Source organism: Candidatus Nitrososphaera evergladensis SR1, assembly GCF_000730285.1.
Classification (GTDB): Archaea; Thermoproteota; Nitrososphaeria; order Nitrososphaerales; family Nitrososphaeraceae; genus Nitrososphaera; species Nitrososphaera evergladensis.
In genome coordinates, this window is sequence record NZ_CP007174.1 from 14,608 (window position 1) to 35,349 (window position 20,742).

The 20,742-nt window shown below is 52.1% G+C and carries 25 protein-coding genes; 12 read left to right on the forward strand and 13 right to left on the reverse strand.

What is annotated here, in order from left to right; all coding sequences use genetic code 11:
- Nucleotides 1-44: 44 nt before the first annotated feature.
- Nucleotides 45-278: a hypothetical protein gene (locus NTE_RS00100; RefSeq protein WP_148699175.1), complete on the reverse strand. Its 234-nt coding sequence runs from the start codon at nucleotides 276-278 to the stop codon at nucleotides 45-47.
- A gap of 87 nt (nucleotides 279-365) precedes the next feature.
- Here NTE_RS00100 and NTE_RS17220 point away from each other — a divergent pair, with 87 nt between their 5' ends.
- The 3 genes from NTE_RS17220 to NTE_RS00110 all read left to right on the forward strand — a co-directional run bounded on the left by NTE_RS17220 (nucleotide 366) and on the right by NTE_RS00110 (nucleotide 2,269).
- A complete protein-coding gene (locus tag NTE_RS17220; RefSeq protein WP_264357928.1) occupies nucleotides 366-491 on the forward strand; it encodes a hypothetical protein in 126 nt (41 codons plus the stop codon).
- A gap of 105 nt (nucleotides 492-596) precedes the next feature.
- Nucleotides 597-1,358: a helix-turn-helix transcriptional regulator gene (locus tag NTE_RS00105; RefSeq protein WP_148699176.1), complete on the forward strand. Its 762-nt coding sequence runs from the start codon at nucleotides 597-599 to the stop codon at nucleotides 1,356-1,358.
- 95 nt (nucleotides 1,359-1,453) lie between these two features.
- Nucleotides 1,454-2,269 carry a nuclear transport factor 2 family protein gene (locus tag NTE_RS00110; protein WP_148699177.1) on the forward strand — a complete coding sequence of 272 codons (816 nt, stop codon included), beginning with the start codon at nucleotides 1,454-1,456 and terminating at the stop codon, nucleotides 2,267-2,269.
- A gap of 98 nt (nucleotides 2,270-2,367) precedes the next feature.
- Here NTE_RS00110 and NTE_RS00115 read toward each other — a convergent pair whose 3' ends face one another.
- Together NTE_RS00115 and NTE_RS00120 are read right to left on the reverse strand one after the other, a co-directional pair.
- Nucleotides 2,368-3,390 carry a Kelch repeat-containing protein gene (locus NTE_RS00115; protein ID WP_158384845.1) on the reverse strand — a complete coding sequence of 341 codons (1,023 nt, stop codon included), beginning with the start codon at nucleotides 3,388-3,390 and terminating at the stop codon, nucleotides 2,368-2,370.
- A gap of 372 nt (nucleotides 3,391-3,762) precedes the next feature.
- The gene (locus NTE_RS00120; RefSeq protein ID WP_226987075.1) at nucleotides 3,763-4,872 is read right to left on the reverse strand and encodes an NADP-dependent oxidoreductase; all 1,110 of its coding nucleotides are present in this window, start codon (nucleotides 4,870-4,872) and stop codon (nucleotides 3,763-3,765) included.
- Nucleotides 4,873-5,224: 352 nt separating this feature from the next.
- On the opposite strand from NTE_RS00120, the gene NTE_RS00125 reads away from it, so the two are divergent.
- The 3 genes from NTE_RS00125 (at nucleotide 5,225) to NTE_RS00135 (ending at nucleotide 7,318) form a co-directional block, all read left to right on the forward strand.
- Nucleotides 5,225-5,668, forward strand: coding sequence for a hypothetical protein (locus NTE_RS00125; protein ID WP_148699179.1), 444 nt, complete (start codon nucleotides 5,225-5,227; stop codon nucleotides 5,666-5,668).
- 74 nt (nucleotides 5,669-5,742) lie between these two features.
- Nucleotides 5,743-6,435, forward strand: a complete 693-nt coding sequence (locus NTE_RS00130) for a hypothetical protein (RefSeq protein ID WP_148699180.1) — start codon at nucleotides 5,743-5,745, stop codon at nucleotides 6,433-6,435.
- Nucleotides 6,436-6,571: 136 nt separating this feature from the next.
- Nucleotides 6,572-7,318, forward strand: coding sequence for a hypothetical protein (locus NTE_RS00135; RefSeq protein WP_148699181.1), 747 nt, complete (start codon nucleotides 6,572-6,574; stop codon nucleotides 7,316-7,318).
- Between the two features lie 81 nt (nucleotides 7,319-7,399).
- On the opposite strand, the gene NTE_RS00140 is transcribed toward NTE_RS00135, so the two are convergent.
- Nucleotides 7,400-8,422 (reverse strand): glycosyltransferase, encoded by a 1,023-nt coding sequence (locus NTE_RS00140; protein ID WP_148699182.1) that lies wholly within the window; start codon nucleotides 8,420-8,422, stop codon nucleotides 7,400-7,402.
- Between the two features lie 7 nt (nucleotides 8,423-8,429).
- Nucleotides 8,430-8,813, reverse strand: a complete 384-nt coding sequence (locus NTE_RS00145) for a CopG family ribbon-helix-helix protein (RefSeq protein ID WP_148699183.1) — start codon at nucleotides 8,811-8,813, stop codon at nucleotides 8,430-8,432.
- Between the two features lie 97 nt (nucleotides 8,814-8,910).
- On the opposite strand from NTE_RS00145, the gene NTE_RS00150 reads away from it, so the two are divergent.
- The 3 genes from NTE_RS00150 to NTE_RS00160 are packed head-to-tail and all read left to right on the forward strand — an operon-like array spanning nucleotide 8,911 to nucleotide 11,501.
- Nucleotides 8,911-9,864 (forward strand): metal ABC transporter solute-binding protein, Zn/Mn family, encoded by a 954-nt coding sequence (locus NTE_RS00150; protein ID WP_226987076.1) that lies wholly within the window; start codon nucleotides 8,911-8,913, stop codon nucleotides 9,862-9,864.
- A complete protein-coding gene (locus NTE_RS00155) occupies nucleotides 9,849-10,610 on the forward strand; it encodes a metal ABC transporter ATP-binding protein (RefSeq protein WP_148699184.1) in 762 nt (253 codons plus the stop codon). The genes NTE_RS00150 and NTE_RS00155 overlap by 16 nt, the downstream gene beginning before the upstream one ends.
- A 15-nt stretch (nucleotides 10,611-10,625) precedes the next feature.
- Nucleotides 10,626-11,501, forward strand: coding sequence for a metal ABC transporter permease (locus NTE_RS00160; RefSeq protein ID WP_226987077.1), 876 nt, complete (start codon nucleotides 10,626-10,628; stop codon nucleotides 11,499-11,501).
- Nucleotides 11,502-11,584: 83 nt separating this feature from the next.
- On the opposite strand, the gene NTE_RS00165 is transcribed toward NTE_RS00160, so the two are convergent.
- The 3 genes from NTE_RS00165 to NTE_RS00175 are packed head-to-tail and all read right to left on the reverse strand — an operon-like array spanning nucleotide 11,585 to nucleotide 13,010.
- Nucleotides 11,585-12,184: a MarR family transcriptional regulator gene (locus tag NTE_RS00165; protein WP_148699185.1), complete on the reverse strand. Its 600-nt coding sequence runs from the start codon at nucleotides 12,182-12,184 to the stop codon at nucleotides 11,585-11,587.
- A gap of 43 nt (nucleotides 12,185-12,227) precedes the next feature.
- Entirely contained in the window at nucleotides 12,228-12,800 is a 573-nt protein-coding gene (locus tag NTE_RS00170) for an NUDIX domain-containing protein (protein WP_148699186.1), read from the reverse strand.
- Between the two features lie 24 nt (nucleotides 12,801-12,824).
- A complete protein-coding gene (locus tag NTE_RS00175) occupies nucleotides 12,825-13,010 on the reverse strand; it encodes a hypothetical protein (protein WP_148699187.1) in 186 nt (61 codons plus the stop codon).
- A 122-nt stretch (nucleotides 13,011-13,132) separates the two neighbouring features.
- Between NTE_RS00175 and NTE_RS00180 the strand changes: the two genes are divergently transcribed.
- The 3 genes from NTE_RS00180 (at nucleotide 13,133) to NTE_RS00190 (ending at nucleotide 15,903) form a co-directional block, all read left to right on the forward strand.
- Nucleotides 13,133-13,540, forward strand: coding sequence for a VOC family protein (locus NTE_RS00180; protein ID WP_148699188.1), 408 nt, complete (start codon nucleotides 13,133-13,135; stop codon nucleotides 13,538-13,540).
- Nucleotides 13,541-13,707: 167 nt separating this feature from the next.
- Nucleotides 13,708-14,901 (forward strand): DNA methyltransferase, encoded by a 1,194-nt coding sequence (locus NTE_RS00185; RefSeq protein ID WP_148699189.1) that lies wholly within the window; start codon nucleotides 13,708-13,710, stop codon nucleotides 14,899-14,901.
- Nucleotides 14,902-14,940: 39 nt separating this feature from the next.
- A complete protein-coding gene (locus NTE_RS00190; RefSeq protein WP_158384849.1) occupies nucleotides 14,941-15,903 on the forward strand; it encodes a ligand-gated ion channel in 963 nt (320 codons plus the stop codon).
- Between the two features lie 25 nt (nucleotides 15,904-15,928).
- On the opposite strand, the gene NTE_RS00195 is transcribed toward NTE_RS00190, so the two are convergent.
- From NTE_RS00195 to pstC, 5 genes are all read right to left on the reverse strand, one after another.
- The gene (locus NTE_RS00195) at nucleotides 15,929-17,026 is read right to left on the reverse strand and encodes a phosphate signaling complex PhoU family protein (RefSeq protein ID WP_148699190.1); all 1,098 of its coding nucleotides are present in this window, start codon (nucleotides 17,024-17,026) and stop codon (nucleotides 15,929-15,931) included.
- Between the two features lie 103 nt (nucleotides 17,027-17,129).
- Entirely contained in the window at nucleotides 17,130-17,798 is a 669-nt protein-coding gene (locus tag NTE_RS00200; protein WP_148699191.1) for a phosphate signaling complex PhoU family protein, read from the reverse strand.
- Between the two features lie 71 nt (nucleotides 17,799-17,869).
- The gene (gene pstB, locus NTE_RS00205) at nucleotides 17,870-18,700 is read right to left on the reverse strand and encodes a phosphate ABC transporter ATP-binding protein PstB (RefSeq protein ID WP_148699192.1); all 831 of its coding nucleotides are present in this window, start codon (nucleotides 18,698-18,700) and stop codon (nucleotides 17,870-17,872) included.
- 72 nt (nucleotides 18,701-18,772) lie between these two features.
- Nucleotides 18,773-19,681, reverse strand: coding sequence for a phosphate ABC transporter permease PstA (gene pstA / locus NTE_RS00210; RefSeq protein ID WP_226987078.1), 909 nt, complete (start codon nucleotides 19,679-19,681; stop codon nucleotides 18,773-18,775).
- A 3-nt stretch (nucleotides 19,682-19,684) separates the two neighbouring features.
- On the reverse strand, nucleotides 19,685-20,695 hold the full coding sequence (gene pstC, locus NTE_RS00215; RefSeq protein ID WP_148699193.1) for a phosphate ABC transporter permease subunit PstC: 1,011 nt from the start codon (nucleotides 20,693-20,695) through the stop codon (nucleotides 19,685-19,687).
- Nucleotides 20,696-20,742: the final 47 nt, after the last annotated feature.

Genomic DNA, 20,742 nt, shown 5'->3' on the forward strand with positions numbered 1-20,742 from the left:
AAGTGCCAGCTTCCCTATATTAAAGATGATGAGAGCATTGGTAGCTAGTGGAGAAAAGAGCGCATCCTGCTAATCACGAGATCCGAGGCAGGACCTGCTATGTCAAACAGGGCGGCTTCAATCTCTTCCACCGACGAGCAGGGCGGCTCAAAACGGATACGGTATTTTTCCGCAAGATGGTAAAACAATACGCGGACGGCCGATTCATCAAAAGTATTCAGAGCCTTTTTTAGCGCCTCTTCTATCTTTTTGCAGTCGCCTGCATCAGATATAGACACTGGCCGGGAAAATGGCACCTTAGTATAAATAGATTTTAAAAAGGAAACTCAAATCACCGATAAATACGGGTGGCGCCAATGCCGAGTGTGCGAGAAGAGAAGAGAGAAGAAGATCTTTGCATAAGGTGTGGAGGCGAGATGGTCCACATCGGGTTCAAGATTTACCGCTGCCAGGTGTGCGGCCACGAGGAAAAGCCTGAAGATGTCATGTAGCAGTTATTGTTGAAAATCAGAACCACAATAGCGGATTCTTTAAAAACTGCAAGTGTCACAGTAAAAGCCAGCTATACGTTGGTAGCGCCCGGTGGAGAGGAAAAATTGGCAGCACAAGACGTTTCAGAGCTCCTGTTCAGCCTTGCAAGCGCCGACAGGCTGACCTTGCTTTCCGAGGTCAATACCCGGAAGCAAAGGCTGACAACTCTTGCAAAAACCATCAACGCCTCGACACAGGAATGCTCTCGCCACCTTGCCCGGCTCAGCGATGCAGGCTTCATCAAAAAGGACCCGGACGGCCTTTACGAAACCACAGCGCTTGGGAAAACAATCCTTACCCTCTTTCCCACAATAGAGTTTCTTTTAAAACATAAAGACAACTACTTTCTTTCGCACGATCTCTCCTTTCTTCCCAGGAGCTTTATCGAAAGGATCGGCGAATTGTCAGAAGGAGAGTACGTCAACCACGTCAGCCAGGTGTTAAAGCACATCAAGACCGTAATCTCTGAAGCAAGGGAATACGTCTGGCTGATTTCAGACCAGCCCATCGTGACAGGAATGTCTGTCGGGAAGAGCTTTCAGTCCCGGACTTTGACCGTCAGGCTGATAGCCGAACAGATAACCGACCGCAAGGAATTCGTCGACGCAAAATCGATACTGCCAGAGAAATTCGAGGTTGCGATGCTGCAAGATGTACAAATCGCATTAGCGATAAACGAGACAACTGCAGGGGTGTGTTTCCCGGGACTGGATGGCGAGATCGATTTTGGCAAGGGCTTTTCTGGCAAAGATCCTCAATTCCGGGCCTGGTGCTGCGACCTGTTTGAGCATTATTGGGCAGGGTCTAGGAAAATAGCATTCTTTTAGCCTATCAGGTTTTCAACGAAACTGTTGTCTTGATCGTATTCTTGTTGCAGAGAATTAAAGAGGTTCGTTGCCCCAACCTTTTGCGAGCCCATATAATGATGGAATCTAACAAGAGTAGTAGCAATAATAATAACGCACAGCAAGTCGTGATATCGTATCTAAAGGCGCTTGAAAATCGCGACTTTAAAGCCGCTAGAAGCTACATGCACGACAACATGTCGTTTTCAGGACCCATGGCATCGCACCACAGGCCAGACGCGCTCCTCAAGGATTTAGAGCCGCTATGTCCGTTAAAATACGAGATCAAGAAGGCCTTTGCAGTGGAAGGCAACGAGAACGATGTTTGCCTTCTCTATGACCTGACCATCGGCACGCCGGCTGTAACTTTGTTTACATGCGGGTGGTATCGCGTTCAGGACGGGAAAATAAGCTCAATCAGGACAGTTTTTGACCCGCGACCATTTGCTGCAGCAGCATCTGGCAGCAAGAAAAAGCTCGTCGAGCGGCACTATGCCAACGTGTCAGAGGGCCGCATCGAGCGTGACCGCGAGGTCATGTCGGACGATATTGTCCACGTCAGCGCGGCAGCCGGGACGGTGAGCGGCATCAAAGACTTCCTCGCATTTGTGTCCGGTTTCAAGCGAGCTTTTCCCGACCTGCGCTTTGACATACGCGCGTCTATCGAGGGCGCAGACACGGTGATTACGGAAGGGGTGTTTATCGGCACCAACACCGGGCCGATGGCCGGGCCCAATGGGTCCATGATGCCGGCCACCGGCAGAAAAGTAGAGCTTCCCTTCTGTGACGTGTGGAAGGTGCGCAACGAGCGCATCGTCGAAAACCACATCTACTACGACCAGCTGGCGTTTCTGGGCCAGCTTGGGCTGATCCCGCAACAAGCCAAGCTCTGAGGCTGAAAGCAGCAGTCAAGCTTTTTTTTCAATCGATCTTTTAGCTTACTGCCGCAAGTGGTACGTGTGTGTATGTACTATCGTGGAAAAAGAAGACATCATGTGACAGAAGAAAATATCTCGTTTGCACCGCTGACGGTGAGGCCCGGCTGTGGACCGCCCCCTATCACATAGATCTTGTTTCCAAGAGCGACTGCCGCAAGGCCATGGCGGGCCGTTGGCATTTCCGGCGCGCGTGTCCAGCTGCTGGTTTCTGTGTCATATTTCTCGTTGTTTCTAAAGGTGCCTTCTGGCGACTCGCCTCCAAAAACGTAAATTGCATTGCCAACCGCGGCAGCCGCAATCCCGCCCCTCTTTGTTGGCATCGGTTCCAGTCTGGTCCACGCGTCGCTTTTTGGGTCGTACGCTTCATTGGAGGCAAGGTTTGAGGCAAGGCTGTCTATCCTGCCTCCTATGGCGTACAGCTTGCTATCAAGAACTGCAGCTGCAAGGTGCTGCCGGGGAGTGGGCATGGGCGCTTTTTGCGACCAGCTGTTCGTCTTTGGGTCGTACGCCTCGTTTGTTGCAAGCGGGCCGGCGGCAGGAGAGCCAAAGCTGGCGTTGACGCCGCCTACCGCATAAAGGGTGCCGTTTACAAAGCTGGCGGCCAGCGCACCCCTTGCAGTCAGCATCGGGGCAAGATCGTCTTGCCGCCATTCATCTGTTTTTGGATCGTAGGCTAGCAGTTTGTCTGAAGGCGTATTGTCTTCAAGGTAGCCGCCCACCACGTACAGCGTGCCGTTGTACGATGCTGCGGCCGCGTGGTGAAGTGGATGCGGCAGCGGCGCGGCGGTATTCCATTTGTCAGTGCCAGGGTCATAGACCTCGACTGTCGGGACCACCTTGCCGGTCCTGTCAAATCCCCCGATTATGTAGATCTTGCCGTCAACTGCGGCGCCGGCAACTTCTGTCCGGGAAGTAGGCAGGAGCCTGCCTTCGGTCCAGGCCAAAGAAGATGATTTTGTATCAGATTCTGACAGGCGGGTAGCAACAACGCCAGAGCTAGAGATACCAGAATTTGCCGTGATTGATAACACTACTATTATTGCAATAACAACTGCCGCTGCCATGCTTGATCCCACAATAACATAGGTCTGGCGCGCAGGCATATGTGCAAAAAGAATGTACCACTTGCTACGCTAAATTGGTATTCGTCCTGATCGCGCAATCATCATTACAATAAAGAAACCTCAGAAATCACGAACATGAAAAACAATATTTGTTTTGATTTCATGCACAACAAGCACCAAGGCTAGAGATGATAATTACTTTAACAAACACCGCTGCAGTTCAATTTCTGTGGAACCCATGCTATTATGGGGGTATAGATAACGTCTCCAAATTTCTGATTTTACGTTGATTGACGAGGCAAGAAACGGCCTCATTGGTAGAGAGACTTTTGGCAAGCACAAGGTAGCACATACGAAAAACCTGCTTGCGGAACTTGCTCGCTATCACAAAGAGGTTGCAGTGTATGGTCCAAGCTTTACAAGCATTCTACCAAGACTTTCTCCTTTAAACAAGCTAACGAAGGCTTTTGGCGCATTCTCTAGGCCTTCAAAAATGCTTTCTTTCCACTTTATCCTGCCTTCATTTATCCATTTGGACATGGAAGCATTGAACTCGTTTAAAATATCATTATGATCACTCCAGATGAATCCTTGAAGTCTAAGTCTGTGTGAAACAGCTAAAGAAAGGTTCGATGGTCCTGATGACAAAGTAGGAGTTGAAGGGTCGTTGACATTACCAGATGTTGTAGAAGTATTATTATTATCATTGTATTGCGATGTTGTTCCACATAGTACTATTCTTCCAAAAATGTTCATGTTGTCAATTGCTGCTTCAAGATGTTTGCCACCGACATTATCAAAATAAAGGTCGATTCCATCTGGGCACGCCCTCTTTAACTCGGAGGAGATATTACTTTCCCCTAGTTTTCTGTAATTAAATGCATAGTCTACTTTAAGTTCATCAAGTAGCCATCTTACCTTCTCATCGCTGCCACAACTGCCAACTACATGACATCCTTTTATCTTTGCTATCTGACACGCAACAGAGCCTACCCCACCAGCGGCTGATGAAACAAATACAGTATCTTGACCTTCCCTAAGTTCACCTATTTTAAAAAGACCAACATAAGCAGTGATGCCAGTAATGCCGAGTAATCCTAAAAAATATTCTAATGGAGCAATCTTGGGATCTACTTTTGTAATGTTTTTAGCACTGCTGTCTGCATCATGCGCAGCCCAATACTCTCTCCAACCAAAGTTTGCTTTGACACATTCTCCAACTTTAAAATTATCACTTTTAGATTCTATAACCTGTCCTATACATCCGCCACTGAGTGCCTTATTCAGTTCAACTGGAGGCATTATTCTACTTCCCTTGACCATATATATCCTCATCCAAGGATCCACTGACATCCAGATATTGCGAACCGAAAACTCGCCTTCTCTTTTTGGTTCAGGAATCTCTACCTCTACAAGCTCAAAGTCATCTTCAGTAACAAATCCTGCCGGTCGTTTCTTTAGATGAATTTCCTTGCTAACTATCTTACTTTTCAATCAATATGATCTCCTTGTTTTGTATCTATTCTGTATGTCCAGAATCTTTCGTTCCCAAATAATTTGTTCTCCTTCTAGGCAACTTGGGGTCATCCGGAGATATACATTCACAGCGATTATTTTAGAGAGTTTTGATGATGGCAAGGGTGACAAATCTGGACCCTCGTACTTGCCCCATAACGCAAGCGGGGAGAGGTATAGATAACGTTCCCGCTACCGCTGATTTTTTTACGTTGATTGACAAAAGAGAATTTTTACTGCAAAATATTCAATTAAGTGATACACTATAGAAAACTGCAGAGTATTGACAGAGGCATCTAGCAATGACGACGATGGTAGCTCTTCGTCGTCTATGGCAATTCCGGTGATAGTTGGACTCGTTGTTGGCGCTGCTTTCATAATGGTATTTGCATCATCTATCTTCAATAGTTTTGAGCAGAAAGTTACAGCAAAGCAAAATGGCGTGACTATATCCGTAGTTGGATTAAAGACTAGGTATTCAGCTGGCGAAGCGCTCAACTTTGCTGTCACGGCAAAGGGATATGGAAAGGTTTGCAGCCCAGTGATAGCAAGGATTGTGAACGTAAATTCTGGTGACGAGGTGGAGCATTTCAGCAAGAACTTTCCAAACTGTAATTTAACAGAGCGCAAAATTGACGAAAAATGGACGCTACATGATATTGAAGGAGATAGTTATTTTCCGCTCCTAGTTCAGCAGCTTCATGGTAGCGGGCATTACCGACTGATAGTTGGATATAGAGGAGCCACGCTTGAGGAAGACTTTATTCAGGATTAAGAAATTATCTTGCATTTGGAGCAGTCAGAGTCATAAAAGCAGGTCAAAATTGGGAGAAAGAGGGAATAACAATATTGTCGGCAGCAGCATCAAGCGGCGATAAATCTTCCTCGCCATCATTGACAATTCCGGTGGTAGCAGGCTTGGCTGTTGGAATTGTATTGATATTTCTGCTATCTGTCGCAGTTGAGCAAGCACCACAAGTGAGTGCAGAGATGACTGCGGCAGGCAAGGTCGTATGCTTGCCTCACAAGAAATCCCTGCTTGGAGAAGGAGTGCCAGAAACTGACGAATGCAGGGGAGGCTTTCTTAGAATCGACAATGGCAAGTATTACGCCCTTCATGTTGAAGATGATGATCAAAAATACTACTGGATCTTTTCTACCAATCAGTCAAACGAACTAATCAATGTGACAGGAACAATAAGACCGGCGCTCGGCACAGACCATTACGAAAGATACGATATTGCAGGTGTGATAGACAACATCAGCTCTGTTGGCGCAGCCGACGGCCACATTTCCATCTACGAAGTGGCGTACGCTTATGACAAGCAACTTTCTTCCATCCTTGACAAAATTCATGCTAAAACTGGAGGAGGTTATAGTATGGGAGTCGACAAAGAATGCAGCGGCAGCAGCAACAATGGTAGCGGCAGTAGCAATCCATGCATAAGGATAACACTGGAAAAAGATGATCCTGAGTTGAGAAAACAAATTCCAAACCAACTAGAGGGTTTCATGGTGGACGTGCAAATTCTGAATCGTTAGCATCCAATATCGTTAGAGCGCTTACCCAATCGATAAGTTACGTTGATTGACGAAACAAAAGAAAATTGTCCGGCATACAAACTTTGCCGGATTATCTTTTTGTCTCTATAGGGTGCAACCTGAAATGCATTTATCGATGAAAGCGTGTGTAACCTCTCAAGGAAACATGGCAGTGTTTCTGCTCGTTGTCCTGCTTGTGGCAAGCTTATTTGCTTGCATGACGCCACTTGTGATCGCGTGGGCCGCCGACAGCGGCTACCCCTACATGATGGAAGGAAGAGGCAAGATAACAACCGAGTTCGAGGGGCACAAAGAAAGCAGCATAGTCAATGCTACCGACTATTATTACATCTACACAGAATTCAGCAATCCTGCAGAGCAACCCAAGGATCTCGTGCGTGTCTTTTACGTCGTCAATGTCATTGATTCTTACGGATACCCGCAATATGTCGATGCAAACAATTACGGAAACCGTACGGTGGCAGGCCACGCCTCTTCAGGGTATGCATTGCTCTGGAATCCCCTCGTACCCGGCAATTACACGATCAAGACTTTTCTGGTGTCAAGCTACGACGCGCCACAAGCCCTCTCCAGCGTGGCGACTTTTCACGTAAACGTTGACGAAAAGGTAGATACGCTCGGGGAAGGGGAAAGCAACAACCGGCTGCGGGTTGAAAGCATCAACAAAGCCGACAACTCTGTCACGATCGCTTATGACTATTGCGACGAGATAATTCCCTATATGCATAGCACCAAGGCCGCGCTGCATTCGGGAGAGCACGTCTCCATCAACAGCGTAGACGCGTATCTTGCGGACATAAGGGGAGGCAACGCGACTTTCAGGTTTGTGTCAAACGGGGGAAGCGACTTTTGCCTTCTATAGAGTGTGTTGGAATATAGAGAAGATAGTGTTTAAGTTCTGTGTGAGCCCTATTTCAATAGGCGGGTGAAGATGCTTCCAATCCTACCCGGACAGAGTGGAAATGATTTTTGCAGCCTTTTCTGCGCCACCTGTATTTACGGTATTGTTCCTTCTGCTACCAATCTTTTCCTCAATCAGCGACTCTAACCGGAAAACGTCTTCGTGCTTGTATCCGAGGCGGGCGGCGCCCTGCTCCTGCTCAAAATGTCCCTTTATCGGGATGAATATCCCCGGCGTGCCGTACGCTATTGACTCGTCCATCGTTGACCGGCCTGCCAGCGAAACCACAAGGTCGGCCGCGTATATCAGCTCGTGCAGGTTGTCGATAAAGCCAAGGTTGCGATAGTCCGGCGACTCGGGCAACTGCAATGATGGCCCGGGAACGACAACCAAGTCGGCGTCCAGCTTGTCGCGCAATTTCCTGTACGCGTCAAGCGACCTTTCAATGAGGTAGCGGCCCGCGTCTGTGCCGCCGATGCTCACCACTATGGTTTTCCTTGAAAAACCAAGGCGCTTGCGCAACGTTTCGCGGTCGGCAGTTGCCTTGCGCACTATGGGCCCGACGTACGATATGTTGTCATAGTCGTCGCCGTCGTCGGGGATTATCACACAGTCGCACTTTTTCATCATGTCCTTCATGGCGCCGTTCATCTTTTTTTCGATGAGCGACGCGGCGCCCTTTGTGAAATGCGTCTCGGCGATGTCAGTTATCAGGACCCGCTTCCTCCTTGCCTCCTCCGCGACTGCTATCGACGCAAAATCCTCGTCACTTACAATGGGGTTATCATCGTGCTCTGCAAGCACGCCTTTTGCAACCTCTTTGCATTTCTTGTAGTACGAGTAGTAGCTCATGAGCCATCGAAAAGACTGCTGGAGCTGGCCGTCCTGCACGATGAATTTTTCCGGCCTGTAGGCGTCAACTACTGTATAGCCCTTTTTCTCGATGAGCCGGGAGGCGCCCTCGCCTGATACGAAGAAAATGTCGTAGCCTTGCAGTTTTTCAGCTATTGCAATGTCGCGCGTGGCATGCCCAAGGCCAATTGGGCTTGCAAAAAACAGCAGCATCTATGTCTCACATTGAGATGAGTTTCACGTGGTCCATCTTTTTGTTGGACTGGAACTCCTTGGTCATGCGCTTTACCCCCTCTGCCTCGCCCTTTAGCAAAAACACTTCCAGGCACCTGTCGCCGTGGATCTTGCTGTGCAGGTGCGTCTGTATCAGGTCGTCATAGTCGTGCTTCATGTCCGTCACCTGCTTTTCCGACTCTTCGTTGTGCACCACCATGAGCAGCGCATGGATAAAGCCCACCAGGTCCTGCCTGTCCTTTTCCTCCGCCGCAAGCTGGCGGATGCCGGCCCTTACTATCTCGGACCTGCCTGTAAAGCCGAGGGCCTTTTGCAGTACGTCCATCTCGGCCAGTATGTCGTCGTTGAGCGATACGCTTACTATGGGCACAGCTACATTTGTTATTAACAACTTTATAAATACTTCCATAGGAGTTATTAACAAAAGTATATATTGTTAATAACCATAGAGGAACCAAAGAATAATAATGAAGCAGGGCAGGATCGCGCTTGCGGCAATTGCGGTCGTAATACCGCTTGCAATGGTTGCCACGCTGTACACAGGCGTGCAGCAGCAAGCATCGCCATCATCAAGTGCCACTACTGCCGCCAAGGAAGAATCATCAAGACTGAAGATAGTGACCTCTTTTTATCCGCTGTACGACTTTGCCTCCCACGTTGCCGGGGACCGGGCAGAGGTGTCAAGCCTGATCCCTCCGGGCATCGAGCCTCACGACTGGGAGCCAACCCCCGGCGACGTGACGAGGGCAAGGAATGCCGATTTGCTGATAATAAACGGCGCCGGCTTTGAGAACTGGGCTTCCGGCATTGGCGCAAAGGCCCTTGTCAACACGACGGAGGGCCTTGACCTTGGGCCGGCGCAAAAAGATGAGGAGGGCCACGTTGGCGTAAACCCCCACGTCTGGCTGGACCCCGTGCTTGCTAAGCATCAGGTTGACGTCATACGGGCCGCCCTTGCAAGAGCAGACCCCGCAAACGCAGCCTATTATGACGAAAACGCCAAAAAGTTCTCATCCGAGCTTGACGCGCTTGACTCTGCAATAAGGCAGGAGCTTGCGTCCTGCACAAAGTCGGACTTTATCTCGTTCCACGATGCGTTCAAGTGGTTTTCAGAGAGGTACGGCCTTGTACAGCACAACATACAGGGAGTGTCGCCAGAGGGCGAGGTGCTGCCGCAAAAGATACAGGAAACAATCCAGACTGCAAGGTCGCTTGGCATCAAGGTGATTTATTCCGAGGATCTCGTGGACAGCAGGCTGTCCAACGTCATTGCAAGCGAGATACCAGGCGGAAAGGTCCTGGTGTTGAGCCCCATAGAAGGCGTCAGCAGCGCCGAGCGCGCAGCAGGCATTGGCTACATGGAAAAGATGAATGAAAACTTGGCAAACCTGAAGGAGGGGCTGGAATGCACGACGCAGTAGTGGAGCTTGAGGGCGTCTCGTTCTCGTACGGAGGCACCCTGGTGCTGGACAACATCACGTTTGCGGTGGAAAAGGGCGACCTGCTTGGCATGATAGGCCCAAACGGCGCCGGCAAGACGACGCTTTTTTCCTGCATGCTGGGCCTGCTTGGAGGCTATAGGGGAACCATCAGGATATTTGGCGAGGACATCAAGGGCAACAGCAGGGTGTTTCAGAGGATAGGCTACATACCGCAGAGAAAGAACATCGACTCTAACTTTCCAGCCACGCTGGAAGAGATAGTGTCGCTTGGCATCGGCAAGTCGAAAAAGGGCAAAAGCGACGAGGAGCGCATCGCGTCGGCGCTTGGCACGGTAGGGTTGCTTGCCCTCAAGGACAGGCGCATTGGCGAGCTTTCCGGCGGCCAGCAGCAGCGCGTGCTCATTGCAAAGGCAATCGTTAACGAGCCAGAGCTTTTGATACTGGACGAGCCGGCGACAGGCATCGACCTTGAAACGCAGAACCGCTTTTACGCGCTGCTGAAAAAGCTGAACCAGGAGCAAAAGATAACGATAATCTGGTCGTCGCACGACCTTGACGCCGTGAACAAGCTTGCGTCGCGCGTCGCGTGCGTCAACAGGAGCATGTTCTTCCACGGCGAGACGCACGAGTTCTTTGAAAACCCTGACCTGCTCAAGGCGTATTCCGAGTCAAGCATGCAGGCGCACATGCACATGCACGACCAACTCCACCAGCATGATCACTAGAGAGGAAGATATGACATGGCGCTAGAAATCCTCGAATTTGGCTTTATGCAACGCGCCCTCATTGCCGGCGTTGCAGTCGCGATAACAACTTCTGTAATCGGGCTTTTTTTGGTGCTCAGGCGCAACTCGCTCTTTGGCGACGCGCTGTCGCACGTCGCGTTTGGCGGGATAGCGGTGGGGCTTGTGGCCGGGATATACCCGCTGTGGACAGGCCTTGCGCTTTCCATTGCTGGCGCGCTTGGCATCACGAAACTGAGGCAGTCGGCCAAGATACCGGCCGACGCGACGGTGGCAATACTGTTGTCGTCCGGCCTTGCGCTTGGCATCCTGCTTGTCAGCGCGTCGGGGGGCTTTACGCTTGACCTGTTCAGCTTTTTGTTTGGGAGCATACTGCTTGTCAGCGTCAACGACACGCTTGCCATCCTAGCCCTTGCCGGCGTCATCCTTGCAATAATCGTCACGCTGCACAAGAAATTCATGTACATCACGTTTGACGAGGAGCAGGCAAGGGTCAGCGGCCTGCCAATTTCAAAATTGAACTACCTGTTTGTAGTACTTGCAAGCGTCGCGGCGGTGGTCTCGATGCGACTTGTGGGAATCCTGCTCGTGTCGGCGCTGATAGTGATACCAAACGTCACGGCGCTCTTGTTCGGCAGGGGGTTCAAGAAGACCGCGCTGATTTCAGTGGCAGTTTCGGTGTTTTCGGTACTGACCGGCATTGCGGTTTCCTATGCGTTCAACCTTGCGCCGGCAGGAACTATAGTGCTGGTGTCAGCCGCTGTGTTTGTTGCAGCACTTGCCGGCAGGCAGACAATGGCAGTAAAAAGGAGGCAGGCTGCTGCTTCTGCAGAGGCAGCAACGGCACCTGCAGAAGAGATCAGCAGAGACTAGTTCGCACATTCTCAGAAAGGCATGTGCCGGTAATGATAGCGGCGCTACTACAGGCTTGTACAGAAAAAAAGACTCTATTGCGGCTAGAAGCTAAAGTCCCCACCGCCAAAGTCGCCACCGCCGAAATCTCCTCCACCGCCGCTGTCCATGCCGCCACCGCCACCATCAGCGCCGGCTCCTCCGCCGTCAGTTCCGGCGTCGGCACCACCTGCGCCAGTGTCAACGCCCTGGTCGCCGGCAAGCGCCGTCTCGGTAGGGGTCAGCGCGGCTCCCATGAACGACATCATGGACATGAAGAACATGGCGTTCATTATGCCGGAGAACAGCATGAAGGGAAGCCACATCCTGTCGTTCTGCATAGAGTTCTGCAGCTGCTGCGTCTGGCCGTTGGAATACCATTGCTGAAACTCTTGGAACTTGCGCTCAAGCTCTTGCTTTTTGGCTGCAAGCACGCGCATACCGGTCTCTGTTACCGTCAGCTCCTCCTTCTTGCCTCCAAAAAATCCCTTTTTCTCGCTCTTTATTATGAGGCGCTGGGCCGCAAGGTCGTTAACTATCATCTCTACGAGGGCCTTGTCGAGCTTCGTGACCTTGGCTATCTTGCCTACTGATTTCACTCCCCTAGAGATCGCATCAAGGACCATGAAGTGGTTAGGGCTTTCGTTTACCGATGATGATGACATATATTTTCTCCTCTTCCCGGTATTATCTCCGTTGAATGATGATTTAAATTATTTCCCCGGATCCTGCTTCGTTATAATGGATGGCGCGGTACAGCGCCACTATGGACGCCGCGTTCAGTATCCTGCCCTCAAGGAGCATCTTTTTCACTCTTTGCACTGGCACAAAGCTCACTTGAGATATCTTTTCCATGCTGCCAAGCCTTTTTGTGCCGGTGTCCTCAAGGCCGTATGCGGCAAACACGTTGCCTGTCTGCTCAAACATGGAATAGTCAAGCGTGTACGAGCCCACCAGTACCATCTTTTTTGCGACATAGCCTGTCTCTTCTTCCAGCTCGCGCCTTGCCGCCTGCAGAGGCGACTCGCCCTTTTCGATGTAGCCGGAGGGCACCTCAACCTGGTACGAGTCTACAAGGTGCCGGTAGCTCTTGATTGTAAGGATGCTCTTTGCGTCGTCTGAAAAGGGCACGATGGTAGAATAGTCAAGGCGCCGGCCGCGTATGTAGGTCTTTTTCCTCTTGCCGGCAAGGTCCATCTCGTCCTCGTACACGGACAGGTAGCGGTGGCCGTACACTTTTTTCGATGACAGAATCTTCCAGCCTTCCGGGGCGTTTTTCACGCACCCTGTGCTGCGTTATTGGGATTAAAAGATCTCGCCCATGTCCTTTCTTATCCCGCCAAGGCCCGTCTTTGCCTTCTGGGCACATTCAAGGCAGACTCCGGGGGAGAAGGGAAAGTCCCGGGTACAGTTCTTGCACACCGGCCTCTTGCAGTCGGCACAGTCAAGCGTGGCTGTCCTTGCGTTGCAGATATAGCACAGGGTCGTCATGCCATTGTTTCGCAACAGTTGCGTAAAAGGTTGTTGCTGCTATCGACGACACAGCTTTGCTAAAAAGTGTAAGTACCTAGACTTGCAGAGAGTTTATAGACTTCAATTGCCATTTGAGCGCAATGGCAACAAAAATTTTTGTGAATTTACCAGTCAAAGATCTCAACAAGACGGTGGAATTCTTTACCAAGCTTGGTTTTACGTTCAACCCTCAATTTACCGACGAGAACGCAACGTGCATGATGGTAGGCGAAGACATATTCGTGATGCTCTTGGTTGAAAGATTTTTCAAGACTTTTACCAAAAAGGAAATTTCCGATACTACGAAAAACACAGAGGTGATAGTGGCGCTATCGGCCGAAAGCAGAGAAAAAGTGGACCAGCTGATGAAGAAGGTCATCGAAGCTGGAGGCAAAGAACCCAGAGCGCCGCAAGATTATGGATGGATGTACGGGCGTGCCTTTGAAGACATTAATGGACATCTTTGGGAGATATTCTACATGGACGAAAGCGCGGTCAAAAAAGAGTAGAAAAAAATACTATCCATAAAAAATGTGGAAACGGCGCCTTTTCTCGGAGAGATCTCGCAGGGTTTTTGATGAACCGCTGGCTTGTTAGCAAGAAGAGGTATTTTTTAAACAACAACAGCAAAAGCCGGCGATACCGTTAAATCCTATAGCAGGCGCCAGATTTTCCGATGGTGTCTTCTGCCGCTGTTGCTGCTGCAGGAAGGCAGGGTCGCATTTTCGCCTGCACCAGCAAGACGGAAAAAGAATGCCTTGACAGGATGCTGTTTGCCACTGGCAGGCTGTACGGCGAAGGCGTGCTTGCCATAAAAAAGGGCGACCCGCTGTTTTTGCTGAACCTTGACACCGACGTGCTGTACGGGACTTTTGCGGCAGACTCGGACGGCAAGAAAGACATCGAGCCGGAGGCATGGGCAGGAAGATACCCGTACCAGGTAAGGGTATCGCAGCAAAATGGCAAAGCGGCGCATTCGATAAAGGGCGCCAAGAAAATCCTTTCGCAGATGGGCCTTGGCTGGCGCGACGCGCTCTCGCCCGCTGCGGCAGAGGCGCTTTCCAACTACCTTGAAAACCCAAACGGCAAGATTGCATCGTTTGAGAAGGATGAAGAGGACGAAAAGCCCCGGCTAGAGTCAACCACGCTGTGGGACTATCCCCGGCAGAGCTACGGCAAGACGCCCAAGGGAAGCAACAAGTATGCAGGAGTCACGCCGGCGTTTGCGATATACAACATGGTAAAGCGCTACACCGAGCCGGGCGACCTTGTGCTCGACCCGATGGCAGGAAGCGGCACCACGCTTGACGTCTGCAGAGAAGAAGGCAGAAGGTGCAGGGCGTTTGACATTTCGCCCGTCAGGCCCGACATCGTGCAGAACGACGCGCGCAAGATCCCGCTTGCAGACGAAAGCGTCGACATGGTTTTCATCGACTCGCCGTACGGCGACAACATCGACTACAACGACCAACCCGGCAACATCGGCAAGATCTCTGCCGAAACCGATGAGTTTTACGACGAGCTTGAAAAAGTGATGGCAGAGTGCCGCCGCGTGATGAAGCCCGGCAAGGCAATAGGATGGGTAATCGGCGACCAGTGGGTGCACAAGAAATTCACGCCCGTCGGATTCAAGGTGTACGAGCGGCTGTGCAAGCATTTTGAAACAGTCGACATCATATGCCTTGCAAGGCGCGGCCAGACGTCAAACACAGGCGTGTGGCACAACCGTGCGCTGAGATTCAACTTTTACCTGCGGGGCTTCAAGTACCTTTTCATAATGAGAAAGCCAGACGGCAATAGCGCATCGCCTGCAGGCAAGAAAGAGAAGAAGAAAAAGGTAAGCTGGACCCAATATACCAGAAAAAAATAGTCATAATGCAAATAATCTCCATCCAAGCAAAATGAAAGGTTGTACAAAATAGCGGCAACATCGCTGTCGCTTGCCGCGCTCGCTGCTGCCTTTTTCTCCATATCAATGTCAGGCGCAGCAACAACAACAAACTTGGCGTTTGCACAAGAAGAAGAAAAAGAAAAGCCTGAAAGCCGCACGGTGGGCGTGTACCTTGTCAATGTTGGCAAGGTCGACCTGCAGGCAGGCTCGTACGACATTGACTTTTACATCTGGTTTTCATCAGACGATCCAAACGCCAACTTTACCAAAAGCGCGCCGCGCTTTGACTTTATGAACGCGTTCAACGCCACCATCACGCCTTCGCAAGTAGAGCCTGGCTATTACGAAGCGCGCGTCGAAGGCACGTTTGTCAAGAACATGGATTTCCGCCAGTACCCCTTTGACACGCAGCGGCTGACGGTCGAAGTCGAGGGCTTTGAGCCCGTGGAAAAGCTGGTGTTCAAGCCGGATACCGCGTCAAGCGGCTTTGACGACCTGATAAACGTGCCGGGCTGGACGCTTGACGGAAGCAGTTCTGAAGTCATCAACCACCACTACCGCGAAGGGACTTTCTCGCGCTATATCTTTGCGTTTGCAATAGAGCGCGCCCCGCTGTCGGCGTTTCTAAAGACGATCTTTCCCGTCCTGATAATAACCGCAATAGCGATGCTTGCCTTCTGGATGAGCCCGGCCCACTTTGCGGCAAGGGTAAGCCTTGCAGCTTCAACGCTGCTTGCGGCAGTCGCCGCGCACCTGAGCGCGGCAAATCAGCTTCCACCGATAGGCTACCTGACTTTCATGGACAAGATAATGATAATCGTCTACGCGCTGTTTCTGAACAACCTGCTGTCTCTGGTTCTCCAGATGAGGCTAGTCGACCGCGGCAAGGAGCAGGAGGCGCTCAGGGTAAACGCAAGGATGCGCAGGCTGATGCCGGTGATAATAGTCGTGATACTTGCTATCCTCGTCCCGTTTGTCTGACTGACTGACTGTATATGTTGCTGGATCACTTGTGTTGGATATTGCTGCGCTCTATTACCTCTTCAATAGTCTCGTTGAGCGCGGCTTCTGCAATGTCGCTTGCGTATTCGGCGGTGCGCCTGATGTCCTCAAGCACCAGTTTCAGGCTCGCCGGGTCGCGTGATTTTTCCACGAACCCAAGCGCCTCCTGCTCAAGCGCGTGGATGCCTTCCACCTGGTCGACCGTCTTGTCGGCAAGCTGGTAGTCCCGGCGCAGGAGCGCCTCGACAGAATCGCCAAGCACGGTAAGCGCAAGGTAGCTCATCTTTTCTATCTTTTGCAGCGTCTCCCTTGGTATCTTGTCCTTTAGTTTTGCGGCCATCTCGGCAATGCCGCACGCGTGGTCGGCCACGCGCTCGATGCTCTTTACGGCCACGCGGTAGCTCAGGCAGTCTGACGGGCTCTTCAGTCCCATCTCTCGGAGGACGCGGCCGTTCTGGGTCGCCATCACCAGGTTCCTCAATACGTAGAGGCTGAACCGGTCGACCTCGTCGTCGGATTTTATCACCTCCCTTGCAAGCTCCAGGTTGAGTTCTGAAAGGGCGGTCATGGCGTCCCTGTGCATCGACGACGCGATGAGGTACATGCGCCTGATGGCAGTGTTGACCGAAAGCTCGGGCAATGACAACAATACCTGTAGTGTGATAATGTCTGATGCGTCGGCTATCATCTCGGTGCCGACAAGGTTGCGCCTCACCACGTCGCGGACGGCATCGCGAAGTGCAGGGTTTATCCTCCCTGCCTTTAATTTCAAATGGATGATGTTATAGCCGGCAAGGTACATCGACACCACCTTGCGCCGGAGGGAGCTTTCGCCCTCGCTTGAAGAAGAAGTGATTATCGCGGTCGCCTCGGCAAGCGACTCTGCCGGGCCGGTGTTCGTAGGGACTATGGAGAGCGAGTTGTCAGTCTCGCGTACAAGCGTCACTTGGTCGCCGGCGTGAAGGTGCATCTCCTCTATCCACCTTTTCGGCAGCGAAAGCACGTAGGTCGACCTGCCGGTGAACTGCACCTTGCGGACTTCCTTCTGGTCTGTTGCTGCCGCGCTGCCGGCAGCAGTAGTAGTAGTTGCTGTCGTCCTCAATATGCCAAGAATTGAGAAGCTATGAATAAACGGTTTGCGAGAATAGACTATGGCGCACTATGCGCGGCCACGTGTTCTATAGACACTATATAGTCTTCTTCCATCACCGGCGCGGGCTTGACGTCCCGGTCACGATGTAATACACGGAATCGCCGATGTAGCACGCATGGTCTGCTATCCTCTCAAGGTAGCGCAATATGAGCAGGCTGGATACATAGCAGCGCGGGTCTTTGACAAGGTCGTTGGAGCCTTTCTTCGTGCTCGGCGTTATCGCCTCGCGCACGTATTTCCTGTACAGGGCGTCGACCGTGTCGTCCATCTGGTACAGTTTTTGCGCGGCCTCCTTGTCCCTTGACTTTAACGCCTGCACGCTTGCGTGGATCATCTTGCGGGCAGTGTCGGCCATCTCCATCACGGCGCCCTTGTCGCAGTGCGACACGGAGCCCATCATGCCCATCACGTCGACGATGTCGTAGGCGTAGCGCCCAAAGCGTGAAAAGCCGTACGAGATCTCGATGCATGAGCGGATGAAGCGCAGGTCTGTGGCCACCGGCTGGTACCTGGCGATAAGCTCGACTGCAAGCTCGGTCACCTCGTCCTGCAGCACGCGCAGCTGCTCGGACCACTCGAATATCTTTTGCGACCTGTCGCTGCTGCCGTCGCCCTTTTCGTACAGCTCGATTGCAGTGTCGACGGAGCGCACGGAAAGCTCGGCCATGTCCATTATCAGGTTGCTCATGCTGCGCAGCCCATAGTCGAGGAGGCGGGTCATTTTATATGAAAAACACTCGCGTGTATTTTGTGCTTCTTCTTTTTCTCACTATATTATATACTATATAATAACTAGCCAAACTTGCCCGAGATGTAGCGCTCGGTCAGCTCTTTTTCCGGGTTTTCAAACATCTGCTTTGTAGGGCCGTATTCGACAAGCTCTCCCAGGTACATGAACGCGGTGTAGTCAGAGACGCGGGCTGCCTGCTGCATGTTGTGCGTGACTATGATCACGGTCAGGTCCTTTTTCAGCTCGTGTATCAGCTCCTCTATTTTTGAGGATGCTATCGGGTCAAGGGCCGATGTCGGCTCATCCATCAAGAGCACTTCGGGCTGCATTGCAAGGGCGCGGGCGATGCACAGGCGCTGCTGCTGGCCGCCGGAAAGGCTGATTCCGGGCTTGGAAAGCTCGTTTTTCACCTCTTCCCACAGCGCTGCTCCTTTCAGGCTCTCCTCGACTATCTCGCCTAGCATCTTTTTGTCCCTGATGCCGTTCAGCTTTAGCCCTGCTGCAACGTTGTCAAAGATGCTCATGGTAGGAAACGGGTTTGGCTTTTGGAACACCATGCCAATCCTGCGCTTTATGAGGACAGGGTCTGTTTCCCTGCCGTAAATGTCAGTGTCATCGAGAAAGACGCTTCCCTGCACCCTGGCGCCGAGGGTCATCTCGTTCATTCGGTTGAGCGAGCGGATGAGCGTGGTCTTGCCGCAGCCAGACGGGCCGATGAGGGCAGTTGCCGTGTTTTCCTTGACGTCGAGGTTGATGCCCTTTAGCGCCTGCTTGTCAAAGAACCAGGAGTTGAGGCGCTGGACCGAAACCTTGTAGCCGGGCTTGGCTGATGTCGCTTGAGCCTCATAACTAGGGCTACCACTACTACTGAGGTATTCTTCGCTCGTCGTCATTCACGACGGTGTTTTTGGCTTTTGACTAATTATCAATTGCCTAAATAGATCACGTAGCACACTATAGAGCCCTTAGAGCTTTACAACATTGACTCTGCCACGCTTGCGCCTCAGCACTACAAACCGGAGCACGATTGAAAGCGACAGCACTATCAGTATCAGTACGAGCGCGGCGCCCCATCCAAACGAGTGCGCGTGTTCGTACGGAAGCGAAGCAAGGCGCCATATCCTGAGCGGGAGCGCGTCGACAGGCCCGGAAAAGCCCTGAAAGAACAGGCTCGTGCCAAGGATGGTCATGATGAGGGGCGCAGTCTCGCCGGCTATCCTCGCAATTGCAAGTACGATGCCGGTCAGGACGCCGCTCTTTGCGGCCATCAGCGTTATAAAGATGGTCACCTTCCACTTTGGTATGCCAAGCGAGTGGCCTGCCTCGCGGACGGAGTTTGGCACGAGCTTGAGCGTCTCCTCCGTCACGCCGACTATGATGGGTATCATGATGATGGACAATGCAACAGCGCCTGCAGTGATGTTGAACGACCCGATGGTGAGCACGAGCACAACGTATCCCACTATGCCGATGACGATGGACGGCAGGCCCGTCATGACGTTGTTAAGGAACCGCACTGCGCGGGCAAACCTGCTGTCCCGGGCGTACTCGGAAAGGTAGATGCCTGCAAGCACGCCCACCGGGATGCCGATGAGCGACGCCAGCGCGACTACAAGCAGCGTGCCCTGTATGGCCGGCCCTATCCCGCCGTCGCCTGCTATTATGGAGCCCTGCGGCTGCGTCAGAAATTCTGCGGTTATGGCGCCTGCGCCGTTTTTCACCACTTCAACAAGGATGCTTCCAAGCGGGATCATTGCTGCCGCGATGCAGGCGACCGTGACTGCGGTGAACAGCTTGTCTGCGAGCCGGCGCCGGGCGTTTGTCCTGACCATCGCATCCTGGATCATTTTTTTGCGCTCCTGCCTTGGCTGCATGTGTTATTCTTTGGCCCCCGGTGCTACCTTGACCATCCTTGACACGAGCAGCTGCGCGCCGATGTTGATGGCCATCGTGAGGATGAACAGCGTCGCGCCAAGCCCGATGAGCGCTGAGGCGTGTAGTGGCGACGCGGCCTCGTTGAACTCGTTGGCTATGAGGCTTGAAAGCGTCTGGCCCGGGCTGAACAGGCCGTCGGGTATCGCAGCCAGCCCCACGGTGTTTCCAATCACCATGGTGACAAGCATTGTCTCGCCCACGGCCCTGCCGAGGCCGAGGATGGCCGCGCCAAGGATTCCGGCCTTGGCGTACGGAAAGATAAAGTGCCAGACAGCCTCCCAGCGTGTCGCGCCGAGGCTGTACGCAGCTTCACGCTGCGAGTTTGGCACCGCCCTTAGGACCTCTCTCGAGATTGCAGAAACAATAGGTATTATCATTATGGCAAGGACGATGCCGGCGGTAAAGATGTCAAGGCCAAACGGGCCGGGGCCAAAGAACGGTATCGACTGGCCAAGCGTGTCGTACAGCGGAGCCTCGATGTAGTCAAGTATCCAGAACCGAAAGACAAAGAGCGCCCACAGGCCGTAGACGATGCTTGGGATTGCCGCCAGGATCTCTATCACAAAGCCTACCGGCGTCCCCACCTTTGCAGGCGCGATTTCGGTGATAAACACTGCGATGCCCAGGCTTATTGGCACTCCTATCGCCATTGCAATGCCCGAGCTTGCAAGCGTGCCAATGACGTAGGGAAGCGCGCCGTACGACTCCCTTCCTTCCACGGGGTTCCAGCCGGTGCCGGTAAAGAACCCAGGGCCCTGGTAAAACAGGATGGGCAGCGAGCCGTCAACCACCGAGAAAACTACCAGAAGGAGCATGCAAAGCGTGTACGCGGCGCCCCCAATCACGACCCACTTGAACAGGCCGTCGCCCCGGCGCTTTGCACTCAGAAAGAACGACGAGAGGAATTCCTTGCGCTCCTTCCGTGATTCTGAAAAAGAAGGAGGAGAAGTCATGCGATTATACGGGATGATGTGAGGCCGGAGCGTATTTGACGGTTGCC